At 42.9% G+C, this 12,875-nt stretch carries 13 protein-coding genes; 4 read left to right on the top strand and 9 right to left on the bottom strand.

Features of this window, described 5'->3' with window-relative positions:
* Positions 1 to 5: 5 nt before the first annotated feature.
* Complete coding sequence (locus A9260_RS15600) at positions 6 to 815, top strand: BON domain-containing protein (RefSeq protein WP_068700596.1); 810 nt, start codon at positions 6 to 8, stop codon at positions 813 to 815.
* Between the two features lie 109 nt (positions 816 to 924).
* Here A9260_RS15600 and sspB read toward each other — a convergent pair whose 3' ends face one another.
* The 8 genes from sspB to zapE form a co-directional block, all read right to left on the bottom strand.
* Positions 925 to 1,413, bottom strand: coding sequence for a ClpXP protease specificity-enhancing factor (gene sspB / locus A9260_RS15605; RefSeq protein WP_068700598.1), 489 nt, complete (start codon positions 1,411 to 1,413; stop codon positions 925 to 927).
* Entirely contained in the window at positions 1,413 to 2,048 is a 636-nt protein-coding gene (gene sspA, locus A9260_RS15610; RefSeq protein ID WP_068700600.1) for a stringent starvation protein SspA, read from the bottom strand. Before sspA ends, sspB begins: the two co-directional genes overlap by 1 nt.
* Positions 2,049 to 2,131: 83 nt before the next feature.
* Positions 2,132 to 2,869, bottom strand: a complete 738-nt coding sequence (locus tag A9260_RS15615) for a cytochrome c1 (RefSeq protein WP_068700602.1) — start codon at positions 2,867 to 2,869, stop codon at positions 2,132 to 2,134.
* Positions 2,869 to 4,131 (bottom strand): cytochrome b, encoded by a 1,263-nt coding sequence (locus A9260_RS15620; RefSeq protein ID WP_068700604.1) that lies wholly within the window; start codon positions 4,129 to 4,131, stop codon positions 2,869 to 2,871. The genes A9260_RS15615 and A9260_RS15620 overlap by 1 nt, the downstream gene beginning before the upstream one ends.
* A complete protein-coding gene (gene petA, locus A9260_RS15625) occupies positions 4,131 to 4,721 on the bottom strand; it encodes a ubiquinol-cytochrome c reductase iron-sulfur subunit (protein WP_068700677.1) in 591 nt (196 codons plus the stop codon). Before petA ends, A9260_RS15620 begins: the two co-directional genes overlap by 1 nt.
* 330 nt (positions 4,722 to 5,051) lie before the next feature.
* Positions 5,052 to 5,444 (bottom strand): 30S ribosomal protein S9, encoded by a 393-nt coding sequence (gene rpsI / locus A9260_RS15630; RefSeq protein ID WP_017026825.1) that lies wholly within the window; start codon positions 5,442 to 5,444, stop codon positions 5,052 to 5,054.
* Positions 5,445 to 5,459: 15 nt separating this feature from the next.
* On the bottom strand, positions 5,460 to 5,888 hold the full coding sequence (gene rplM / locus A9260_RS15635; protein WP_021714364.1) for a 50S ribosomal protein L13: 429 nt from the start codon (positions 5,886 to 5,888) through the stop codon (positions 5,460 to 5,462).
* Between the two features lie 262 nt (positions 5,889 to 6,150).
* Entirely contained in the window at positions 6,151 to 7,263 is a 1,113-nt protein-coding gene (gene zapE / locus A9260_RS15640) for a cell division protein ZapE (RefSeq protein ID WP_068700606.1), read from the bottom strand.
* A 119-nt stretch (positions 7,264 to 7,382) separates the two neighbouring features.
* Between zapE and zapG the strand changes: the two genes are divergently transcribed.
* The 3 genes from zapG (at position 7,383) to degS (ending at position 10,532) form a co-directional block, all read left to right on the top strand.
* Entirely contained in the window at positions 7,383 to 7,817 is a 435-nt protein-coding gene (zapG, locus tag A9260_RS15645) for a Z-ring associated protein ZapG (protein WP_068700609.1), read from the top strand.
* Positions 7,818 to 7,949: 132 nt separating this feature from the next.
* On the top strand, positions 7,950 to 9,320 hold the full coding sequence (locus A9260_RS15650; RefSeq protein ID WP_068700611.1) for a DegQ family serine endoprotease: 1,371 nt from the start codon (positions 7,950 to 7,952) through the stop codon (positions 9,318 to 9,320).
* A 141-nt stretch (positions 9,321 to 9,461) separates the two neighbouring features.
* Entirely contained in the window at positions 9,462 to 10,532 is a 1,071-nt protein-coding gene (gene degS / locus A9260_RS15655) for an outer membrane-stress sensor serine endopeptidase DegS (RefSeq protein ID WP_068700679.1), read from the top strand.
* An 88-nt stretch (positions 10,533 to 10,620) separates the two neighbouring features.
* Here degS and parC read toward each other — a convergent pair whose 3' ends face one another.
* Positions 10,621 to 12,873 carry a DNA topoisomerase IV subunit A gene (gene parC, locus A9260_RS15660; RefSeq protein WP_068700613.1) on the bottom strand — a complete coding sequence of 751 codons (2,253 nt, stop codon included), beginning with the start codon at positions 12,871 to 12,873 and terminating at the stop codon, positions 10,621 to 10,623.
* Positions 12,874 to 12,875: the final 2 nt, after the last annotated feature.

Below are 12,875 nucleotides of genomic sequence, written 5' to 3' on the forward strand. Positions count from 1 at the left end.
TATCCATGTTGTACACTCGGAAATTTTTGTTATATGTCACAGCATTATTGGCATCTCTGATGCTGACAGGCTGTGCCAATCTGTTTGTCAGTGACTCATCGGTTGTCACTGATAATCGCTCAACACGAGATATTTGGAATGATAATAATATCGAGTTTGAGGCGGCAGCTTTAGGTAATAAACCGCCCTTTGCCGGAAAAGTGCGCGTCGCGGCTAACTCCTATAGAGGTAAAGTGGTTCTTATTGGTCAAGCGCCAACCGCTGAGCTAAATCAAGCCATAGAAAAGCGTGTCACCGATATACCTGGCGTCAATAAGGTTTACAACCAACTTCGTATTCAGCCAACGATTGATTTTGCTCAAATGAGCCAAGATAGCTGGATTACTACCAAGGTAAAATCAGCTTTAATCAGTGAGAAAAAACTGAACGGCATATCCATTAAAGTGGTCACAGAAAATCGTGAAGTCTTTCTTTTTGGCTATGTGAGCCCGCAAAGCGCTGATATTGCGACAAATACCGCACGTAATGTTGGTAGTGTAAAGTTAGTCATTCGTGGATTTGAAATAGCCAGTCCCGCGGTAACGACTGACAACCCAGCCAATAGCGTACCTGTAGCGGCGGCTGACGTTAGTGCACCAATTGAAGATACTGCTGTTGAGACTAATACAGTTGGAAATCAGACAACGTCAAATACTCAAGATGCACTAAGTGAAGAGACTGCAACGGTTGATGCTGTAGAAGACGATAATGTCATGGGTGGCGATGTTCTTATCGACCGTTCAAATGATATTGTCGAAGAACCTATTGCTGATTAATCTGTTCATTTTATCTCAGTGTATAAAAACAAAAAGGAGCCATAAGGCTCCTTTTTTACTATCTAACTTAAGAATAGAACAGTTTAGCTTAAGAACTATTTAGCTTAAGTTATTTTACCACTCGAAGACTAGGGCGTCCCTTAGGTCTTGGCGGTTCATCGTTCGGCTCTGGTGAGCTTTCATCAACAACATCATCCAATAGATCTTCAACAATAGAAAAAGAATCTGCTGGTGCTAGATGATTGTCTTCCTCAAGATTGAGGTTATCGTACGATTCCTCAGGCTCGAACATTGTACCTGCGCCATTTTCACGAGCATAAATTGCTTGTACGGCATAAATAGGAACAATGACCGAATGAGGTCGACCACCAAAACGAGCATTAAACGTCAGAGCTTCATTACCAATTTCGATGTTGCCTACAGCGCGAGGAGCAACATTCAAAATGATTTGACCATCTTGGATATACTCTTCCGGCACGCGAACACCTGGCATAGTTGCATCTACGACTAAATGCGGTGTTAGTTCGTTCTCAGCCAACCAATCATAAAATGCACGAAGCAAATAAGGTCGGCGAGGAGTCATGGTTGAAATATCCATTAACGAACTAGACGCATCTCACGTTCAGCTTCAGTAAGAGAAGCTAGGAACGAGTCACGTTCAAATACACGGCTCATGTAGATCTTAAGTTCTTTTGAACCAGGACCTGTTAGCTCAATACCAAAAGTAGGTAAACGCCACAATAGCGGAGCTAGGTAGCAATCAATCAAGCTAAAGTCTTCGCTCATAAAGTATTCGCTTTCAGCAAATAGAGGACCAAGCATTAGCAGATCGTTACGTAGTTTTTGACGAGCTTTCTCTTGCTCTTCACCTGTAGTTGAGATGATTCTCTCAGCTACGCTGTACCAGTTACGTTGAATACGGTACATCATCAGACGATTTTTACCGCGATCAACAGGGTAAACAGGCATCAAAGGTGGGTGCGGGAAGCGCTCATCTAAGTATTCCATGATGATCTTTGAATCATAAAGAGTCAGTTCACGATCAACTAAAGTTGGAACAGATTTGTATGGGTTCAACTCTACAAGTTCAGCAGGCAGATTCGCTTCGTCGACTAGCTCAACTTCAACAGCGACACCTTTCTCAGCCAAGACGATACGTACCTGATGGCTAGCCATATCAGTAGCACTTGAGAATAGAGTCATCACAGAACGTTTATTGGCAGCTACAGCCATGAGCCCTCCGGTATGGTAATTTAAATAGAAGAATGGAGGCAACATGCCTCCATTTCAGAAATCAGCATTAGATGGTATCACAATTAGTGAATATCACGCCAATACTCTTTGTACAAGAAATAGCTCACTAAGGTAAACAGTGTTACAAACAACAACACCCAGATACCTAAGTTTTCTCGCTCAACTTGTACCGGATCACCAGCATACTCAAGGAAGTTAACCAAATCGCGCACGGTATCGTCGTACTCACTTTGGCTCAACTCACCGGTTGCATCGGCTTTAACACCCACTACAACCTGCTGCTCTTGACCACCAATTAAATGAGTTTCAAACACCGGCTTAGGCACACCTTGCAACTCCTGCAATACATGTGGCATACCAACGCTTGGGAAAATCACGTTGTTAACACCAAATGGACGGCTTGGATCTTCATAAAAAGATCGCAGGTAAGTGTATAACCAATCTGTACCACGTACACGAGCTGTCAAGGTTAGATCCGGTGGCGCTACGCCAAACCATTTAGCGGCATCTTGTGGTGGCATGTTGTTGACCATCAAGTCACCAACCACCGCTTCAGAATCAAACATCAGATTGTCACGCATAAGATCCAATGGGATATCAAGATCATTAGCGACACGTTCATATCGTTGGTACTGAGTAGAGTGACAAGCAAAACAGTAGTTCATATACGTCTGAGCACCACGCTGCAAAGACGCTTTATCACGAATATCATTGTTTGCTTTATCGAGAGCGAAGTTTCCACCCGCGGCAAATCCAAGAGCAGGCACTAACGCAAATAACAATATAAATAACTTTTTCATTATTTGGTAATCCTTGTCGGTAGTGTCTTAGTCTTCTCGTTCTTACTGTAGATAAACAAAACCACAAAGAACATGAAGTAACCCAGACTGAACAAACGAGATAGATTGGTGTACAACTCAGTTGCAGGAAGCGCACCAAGTATACCTAGACCGATAAACGAAATCGTAAACTGAATCAGGTTAATCAAATGCAGCTTGCTTCTGTAACGGAACGAACGCACATTACAACGGTCAATCCACGGCAGTAAGAACAACACTACAATCGAACCACCAAAGAAGACAAAACCAATCAACTTGTCAGGAATGGCACGCAAAATGGCGTAGTTTGGAGAGAAATACCAAACCGGTGCAATATGCTCAGGTGTTTTCAGTGGGTTCGCCACTTCAAAGTTAGGTGGCTCAAGGAAGAAGCCGCCCATTGCTGGCGCATAGAAGAGTACATAACTAAAGAACAACAAGAATACACCCACATAGAACAGATCTTTTACCGTACCGTAAGGGTGGAATGGCATCGAATCGATGATGTCATATTTTTTAGTGTAATCTTCATGGAATTTAAATTCCGACTCATAGTCATCACCCATCGAGCCTTTTGGCAGTTTGGTATCAATACCATCTGGGTTATTTGAGCCTACTTCATGCAATGCCAAAATGTGCAGAGCAACAAGCAATAGTAATACGATAGGTAGAGCGATAACGTGCAGTGCAAAGAATCGGTTTAGTGTCGCGCCAGAGATAACGTAATCACCGCGAATCCATTGCGTTAGGTCATCACCAATAACAGGAATGGCCCCAAATAGACCAATGATTACCTGAGCACCCCAGTAAGACATTTGTCCCCAAGGTAGCATATACCCCATAAAGGCTTCGGCCATCAATACAACAAACAGCAACATACCAAATAGCCATACTAATTCACGAGGCTTTTGATAAGAACCGTAAATTAATCCGCGATACATATGCAGGTAAACAACAATAAAGAAGAAGGATGCGCCAGTTGAGTGCATATAGCGAAGAAGCCAACCGTACTCCACATCACGCATGATGTATTCAACAGAAGCGAATGCGCCTTCTGCTGATGGTACATAGTTCATGGTAAGCCAAATACCAGTCACAAACTGATTGACCAATACCAACATGGCTAATGCGCCAAAGATATACCAGAAATTTGAGTTTTTAGGCTGTGGATACTCCGACATATGCTTTCGGTAAGTATTCATCGCCGGGATGCGTTTTTCAATCCAGCCGAGTAAAGCCTCCATTACGCCTCTCCTTGGTCTTCGCCAATTAAAATTAAGTTATCATTCAGATACATATGTGGCGGTACTGCGAGGTTATAAGGTGCTGGAACACCCTGGAATACACGCCCTGCCATATCAAACTTAGAGCCGTGACATGGACAGAAGAAACCGGATTTCACACCACTTACTTGCTCACCAAAACTATTTGGAAGGTAAGTAGGTGAACAGCCTAAGTGCGTACATAAACCGACTGCAATAAAGATTTCAGGCTTCAAGGAACGATATATATTTTGTGCGTAAGTTGGTTGCTGTTCCTCAACTGAATCTGGATCACGCAGTTGCTCTGCAAGTTGATCAAGCTCTTCTAAAGTCGCTTGTCCACGCTTAACAACCCAAACAGGTTGTCCACGCCAAATTACTCGGGCCATTTGCCCTTCTTCTAACTTACTTATATCGAATTCAACTGGAGCGCCAGCGGACTTAGCCCGAGCACTTGGATTCCAAGATTTGATAAAGGGTACAGCCACAGCTGCTGCTCCTAGACCACCGACCACGGCTGTGGTGGCAGTTAGAAACTTGCGACGTCCATTATTTAGTGGCGCATTGCTCATCCAACATTCTCCCATTTGCTCCTTTGGATAGAATTACCCCTGCAACAGAGCTCAGCTTAAAAATTAAAACTTAGATTCTATTTTTGTGGGTGAAATGATAAAGAAAACACCAGTTTATGACAAGATAAAGCTACTTTTTCACAACATCTCTGAAGCAAATCAGAGCATAGGTCACAAAAGAAGGGAAAGTGAAACATTTACTGTGGGAGATAGTAACGACTGAGGAGATTTTGCGGAGATAAAAAAACAAAAAGCCCGGTATAATACCGAGCTTTTTTGACACAATTCCAGCTCGAAAGCCAGAGCATTGCCCTTTCTGAATAAGAAAGATTAACGCTTAGAGAACTGTGGTTTACGACGTGCTTTACGTAGACCAACTTTCTTACGTTCAACCTGACGTGCGTCACGTGTAACGTAGCCAGCTGCGCGTAGAGCAGGACGTAGAGTTTCATCGTATTCCATAAGAGCACGAGTGATGCCGTGACGGATAGCGCCAGCTTGACCAGAAATACCACCACCAGAAACAGTGATGTAAAGGTCTAGCTTGTCTAACATTTCAACTAGCTCAAGTGGCTGACGAACAACCATACGAGAAGTTTCACGACCAAAGTAAACATCAAGGCTACGCTTGTTGATTACGATGTTACCAGCACCCGGTTTGATGAAAACACGAGCAGCTGAGCTTTTGCGGCGACCAGTGCCGTAGTATTGATTCTCTGCCATTTCCAATATCCCCGATTAGATGTCTAGTACTTGTGGTTGTTGAGCAGCATGGTTGTGCTCAGCGCCAGCGTATACTTTTAGCTTACGGTACATTGCGCGGCCTAGAGGACCACGTGGTAACATACCTTTAACAGCTAGTTCGATAACCATTTCTGGTTTCTTGTCGATCAACTTTTCAAAAGTGATAGATTTTAGACCACCTGGGAATTCAGAGTGACGGTAATACACTTTACCTTTAGCCTTGTTACCTGTTACAGCAACTTTCTCAGCGTTAACAACGATGATGTAATCACCAGTGTCACAGTGAGGAGTGTATTCAGCTTTGTGCTTACCGCGTAGGCGAGAAGCGATTTCACTTGCAAGACGACCAAGAGTTTTACCTTCTGCGTCTACAACATACCAGTCACGTTTTACTGTTTCTGGTTTAGCAACGAATGTTTTCATGCTAATAATAACCCGTTAATTTGAAATTAAACTTTAAGGAGCGGTTGCTCCCACTGTCTAAGAGCCCAGTCATCACCCCTTCGAGTGGTGGCACTCTTTGGCAATTTTTAAAATAAAAAATTACCAGCAGTAACGGTGGGTCGCAGGATTATACCGAAGCGTAGCAAAAACGCAATCCTACACGAGTAATTTCTTGCGTATTTTTTCACCAATCATTATCTCAATTCATATCGACACTCAATCGAGTTCAGATATTCCTCATTTAAGCTAAGTGTTCTTGAGCTAAGTAGTCACTGCTTTGCATTTCAGTTAAGCGTGATTCACAACGCTGAAATTCAAACTCCAGTCGACCTCCAGCATAAAGTTCCATTAATGGCACTTGAGCGGCAATGATCAAACAAACACGTCGTTCATAAAACTCATCGACTAAAGCGATAAAGCGCCTAGCCGCATCGTCATTACTGGCATCTAGCTTAGGCATATCACTGAGCAATACCGTATGGTATTCACGCGAAAGTTCAATATAGTCGTTCTGGCTACGTGGCGTTTGGCATAATTGAGCAAAACTTGCCATCAAAACGCCGTTATAAGCTCGGATAACATCAACTTGTCTGTGATTAACCTCGACTATTGTCTCAACCTTGCCATTTTCGACATTAACAGCACTTAACGATTCAAAGTAGGCATCAAGATTATGCTGTGCCGAATCATCTAAAGGATAATGATACAACTCAGCTTGTTGTAAGGTTCGCATTCGAAAATCATTATCGCTGTCTAATTCAAATACCTGACAGTTTTGTTCAATCAGCTTTATAGCAGGCAAAAATCGAGCTCGCTGCAGCCCATTGCGGTATAAAAGATGAGGGGGAATATTTGATGTCGCCACAAGAATCATATTTCGCGCAAACAGAGCTTCAAATAATGTTCCTAGCAACATGGCATCGGTAATGTCTGAAACAAAGAACTCATCAAAGCAAATAACATCAGCTTCACTCTTAAACTTATCAGCAACGAGTTCTAAGGGATCGCTTTGCTGTTGAAGTTGTTTTAATTCATCATGCACGCGATACATAAAGCGATGAAAATGCATACGCATTTTTCTTTTACTTGGGTATAAATCAAAAAACGTATCCATAAGATAGGTTTTTCCGCGACCTACCCCCCCCCATATATAAAGACCTTGAGGTGAAATGACCGGTTGGGGCTTACTAAACCAACCTCGCCATCCTTTAACAACAGGAGCCTCAGGGGCCTGAGCAAACTCAGTCAAACGACTATATAAGTCGTCAAACGCTTGTACAGCCTTATGCTGCTGGGGATCAAACTGAAATCCGTGATGATTTATATCGTATTGATATTTGTCTAAGGGCGTCATTTTAAATGATGAACTAAATTAGATTCTTTATTGGATAAGGTTCTCATAGTAACATGAGCTATGTTGCGGTGTAAGAACGCAGTAACTAGATTGTTAACAGATTAACAAAAGGAAATACTATGCCTTGGATTTATGCGATTGTCGGTTTATTCGTGGGAATCATTGTTGGAGTGATCGTTTCTCGTATCACCACGCCTCAATATAAAAAACAAAAAGAACTGCAAAAAGAATTAGAAACTAAAAAATTCGAACTTGAACAGCAACGTCAGGATATCAATGACCATTTTTCAGAGTCTGCTCAAATCCTCGATAACATAGGTAAAGATTACCGTAAGCTCTATGAGCATATGGCAAAAACATCAAATGAGTTGCTACCTAATCTCCCAACTCAAGACAATCCATTTGCAAAACGTCTTGAAGCAACTGAAAAAGAGACTGAAGAAAAGGACTCAGGTAGTTTACCACCAAAAGATTACGCTAATGGCGCAACAGGTATGCTTAAAGATGAAGAAAAGGAAATTCTGAAAGCACCTGACGCAATTAAAGCGACATAATTCCATACTTTAAAAACTGGAACTTTCAATAACTTGAGTATGCAACCATCCTTTAGGTTTGCATCTCTTTATGGAACTTACGCTCCTTTTCTCTGTCTCAAGCTTGAAAGTATCGACTACAAGGAGTTAACGATGAAAAGACCTTTGCTGACCTTATCGGCTATCGCATTGAGCTTAAGTTCCATCATCACCCCATTGCACGCCAGTGCAGCCCTACCTGTACAAGTGGATAACAATGAACTGCCAAGTCTTGCGCCAATGCTTGAGCGTGTTTCTCCTGCGGTTGTCACCATTGCTGTAGAAGGCACTCAAGTATCTAAACTGCAGATCCCAGATAGCTTTCGCTTTTTCTTTGGCGATGAACTTCCCACAGAACAAGCACAAGAGCGACCATTTAGAGGCCTAGGTTCTGGGGTGATTATTGATGCCGATAATGCACATATAGTGACTAACTATCATGTCATTAACGGCGCAGACAGTATTAAGGTGCAGTTAACCGACGGCAGAGAGTACGATGCGGAGGTTATTGGTAGTGACCAGATGTCTGATATCGCACTACTAAAGCTAGATAAAAAGCCCAAAGGACTCACTGAGATCAAGTTTGCAGACTCCGATAACCTTAGAGTTGGCGATTTTGCAGTGGCGATAGGTAATCCATTCGGGCTAGGTCAAACCGTGACTTCGGGTATTGTCTCTGCGCTTGGACGCAGCGGATTAAACCTTGATAATCTGGAGAATTTCATCCAGACCGATGCCGCGATTAATACGGGTAACTCAGGAGGGGCACTGGTTGATCTCAATGGTAACTTAATTGGGATAAATACCGCTATTCTTGGGCCAAACGGCGGCAATGTCGGTATTGGGTTTGCCATTCCGGCCAATATGATTCGCAATCTAAGCGATCAAATCATTGAGTTTGGCGAAGTAAAACGCGGCATGCTCGGTGTACAAGGTGGTGAAATCACGGCCGAATTAGCCGATGCTTTAGGTTATGAATCCAGCCGAGGTGCTTTCGTCAACCAAGTTATGCCAGACAGCGCCGCTGAAAAAGCCGGCCTGCAAGCTGGCGATGTCATTGTTTCAGTCAATGGCAAAAGCATTGATACCTTTAGTGAATTACGAGCAAAAGTAGCCACTTTAGGCGCAGGTAAGAAAGTTCAGCTTGGCGTCATTCGTGATGGTAAAGATAAGACATTTGATGTCACTCTTGGAGAATCATCGCTTCAGCAAACCAAAGCCGAACAACTCCATCCTGGTTTAACGGGTGCAGCTCTTAGTAACACAAGTAAAAATGAGCCTCATCAGGGCGTTAAAGTTACTTCTGTGGCTGAGAATTCAGCGGCAGCATCTTATCAAATTGAGCAAGGTGATATTATTGTCGGTGTTAACCGTCAACCAACATCTAATTTAAAAGAGTTTCGCTCTATTATTGAAAAACAAGACGGTATTCTTGCTTTAAATATTATTCGCGGAAATAGAAAAGTCGTGGTGATTGTTCGTTAAAACGGTTCGCTAAAAATAACTCGTTAAAACAAACTATTGACTCTATTTTAAGTAAATGAAGGGAAGCTGATCGGCTTCCCTTTTCCTTACTTAAAATTGAGTGTTATGCTTTGCATTGAGACATCACTTTCTGAGGGCATCATGCTGAAATTCTTATTACGCTCCGTTTTACTTGGATTACTAGCAGCCGCATTGATCATTGCTGTGGTGCCCAATCTGCGTAGTAAAATCATACCTACATCTTCTCAGGCAAACACTGCTCTCAACTCCAGTGCAATGTCCTTCAACGACGCGGTGCAACGCGCAGCCCCTGCGGTTGTTAATATTTATAGTCGTCAATACTCTGAAAGTGATCGCAGTAAGCTAAAAACTCAAGGCTTAGGCTCAGGTGTTATTGTCAGTGATAAAGGCTATATCATCACAAATTACCATGTTGTGGCCAGTGCCGATCAAGTCATTGTGGCGCTACAAGATGGACGTGTTGCCAGCGCTCAGTTAATTGGACAAGATCGTCGTACCGATATTGCGGTATTACAAATATCCATGTCGGATCTTCCTGTCATCCCTCTAAACCCTAATTATTCAGCAAAAGTTGGGGATATTGTTTTAGCAATAGGTAACCCTTACAACCTAGGACAAACCACCACCTTTGGCATTATCTCAGCCACAGGTCGCTCATCAATTAGTGCCGATGGTAGGCAGGCCTTTATTCAAACCGATGCTGCAATCAATGACGGTAACTCCGGGGGAGCTCTCGTCAACTCTAAAGGAGAGCTTGTCGGTATCAATACCGCCTCATTTCAGCAAGCGACTGACTTAGAGACCTATGGTATTTCTTTTGCTATTCCGCAAAAGCTGGCTTGGAAAATCATGAATAAAATCATTGCTGATGGGCGCGTCATTCGTGGATATATCGGTGTTGATGGTCAAAACATTAGTTCTATGACTAACCGATTGTTAGCTGGAAACTTTACCGGTGGCATTATTATATTAGGGGTGGAACCGGGTGGCCCTGCTGATAAAGCCGGAATGAAAGCTCAAGATATCATTGTAAAAATTGGCGATATGGTGGCGGATAATCGCCAAAACGTTATGGATGCAGTAACCGACTCTAGACCGGGCTCAAAACTTGACATTGTCATTGTCCGTGACGGTAAACAGCAACATCTTACCGTAGAAATTGGCGAAGATAACCGACGTTTGACGCCTTAATAAATAAGCATCTAAAACAACAAGCCCCTCAATAATTCATATTATTAAGGGGCTTATTTATTTCTAATTATGTTACTGAAATTAAGACTTAGTCATTTTCCTGAACTTCAATCGCGGTAACTCGTTGTAGGCCACGAGGTAACATAGCGCCTCGGCGTCCTCTCTCCCCTCTAAAGTTTTCAAGGTCGGTTGGTTTTAAGCCTAACTTTCTCTTACCTGCATATAACGTTACCGTTGCATTGGCTGGAATAGCAATAAGCTGAGTGACAAACTCTTCACGACTTTTCGCTTTAGCAGAAGGAATATTAATGATCTTATTGCCTTTACCTTTGCTTAGCTGAGGCAGATCTTTAATAGCAAAGATCAACATCCGCCCAAGGTTGGTAATCGCAAGAATTTCATCTCGATCCAGCTCTGATATAGCGCTTGGTGCTAAAATCTCAGCACTTTGAGGCAAATTAACCAGCGCTTTACCATTGCGGTTCTTCGACAGTAAATCACTGCCACGACACACAAAACCGTAGCCCGCATCAGAACCAACTAGCCATAGCTGTTCTTCTTCACCCATCAATACCTGACGAATATGCGTACCGGTAGACAAGTTCAAGCGTCCGGTGATTGGCTCACCTTGGCTTCTTGCTGAAGGTAGCGAGTGAGATTCAAGTGAATAACTTCGCCCATCAGTACCAAGGAATATCGCTTGCTGGTTACTCTTACCTTTTGCTGAGGTAAGGAATTTATCGCCAGACTTATAATTTAAGGTTGAGGCATCAACCTCATGTCCCTTGGCATGACGAATCCAACCCTTTTCAGATAGGACTACCGTAATCGGTTCATTCGGCAGTAGATCTTTCTCGGTTAACGCTTTTGCTTCCGCACGTATCATCAACGGAGAACGGCGATCATCACCATACTTTTCAGCATCGGCGATAAGTTCTTTTTTCAGTAGCGTATTTAAACGACGCTCAGAACCTAATAACAACTCTAGTTGCTTACGCTCTTTTTCTAGCTCTTCTTGCTCACCACGGATCTTAAATTCTTCTAGTTTCGCCAATTGACGTAATTTAGTATCTAAAATCGCATCAGCTTGAATATCTGTCAGCTCAAATCGCGACATCAATACCGCTTTAGGCTCATCTTCGGTGCGGATTATCTCAATCACTTCATCAAGATTAAGATAAGCGGCCAGTAAACCTTCTAAGATGTGTAAGCGAGCTAAGATTTTATCTAATCGATATTGCAGGCGACGGCGCACCGTAGTGCGACGAAACTCAATCCACTCGGTAAGTATCTGAACTAGACCTTTAACTTGTGGGCGATTATCAAGCCCAATCATGTTTAAGTTAACGCGGAAATTTTTCTCGAGATCAGTCGAAGCAAATAGATGGTTCATCAGCTGATCGCAATCAATTCTATTTGAGCGTGGCACAATCACAATTCGAGTTGGATTTTCATGGTCAGACTCATCACGCAAATCATCCACCATAGGCAGCTTTTTCGCGCGCATTTGGTTGGCTATTTGCTCAAGAAGCTTAGAGCCTGAAACTTGATGAGGCAGTGCCGTAATCACAATATCACTGGATTCTTTATGCCAAACCGCACGAGTTTTGATGCTACCACGACCGGTACGATAGATTTTTTCGATATCGGTTTTAGGCGAAATGATTTCCGCTTCTGTTGGGTAATCTGGTCCTTGAATAAATTTCATGACATCCGGCAGTTCAGCCTTTGGATTATCAATTAATTCGATCGTTGCACTCGTCACTTCACGCACGTTATGTGGTGGAATGTCGGTCGCCATACCCACAGCGATACCGGTGATACCATTAAGTAAGATGTGCGGTAAACGTGCAGGTAACATCTGTGGCTCTTTCATCGAACCATCAAAGTTAGGCTGCCACTCCACTGTACCTTGGCCTAATTCGCCCAGTAAAACTTCAGCGAATTTGGATAATTTAGACTCGGTATAACGCATTGCGGCAAAAGATTTAGGGTCATCGGGTGCCCCCCAGTTTCCCTGTCCGTCGACTAGCGGATAACGATAAGTAAATGGCTGAGCCATTAGTACCATCGCTTCATAACAGGCTGAATCACCATGTGGGTGATACTTACCTAATACATCGCCAACCGTACGGGCCGATTTTTTATATTTTGATGATGCTGATAGACCCAGCTCTGACATCGCATAAATAATACGACGTTGTACCGGTTTTAAACCATCGCCAATATACGGCAATGCACGGTCCATAATGACGTACATTGAATAGTTTAAATAAGCGTCTTCGGTAAACTTTCGCAGCGGTAACTGCTCAACGCCGTCGTATGTAATCTCGTTTGACATTC

The organism is Vibrio sp. UCD-FRSSP16_30 (genome assembly GCF_001676025.1).
Lineage (GTDB): Bacteria > Pseudomonadota > Gammaproteobacteria > Enterobacterales > Vibrionaceae > Vibrio.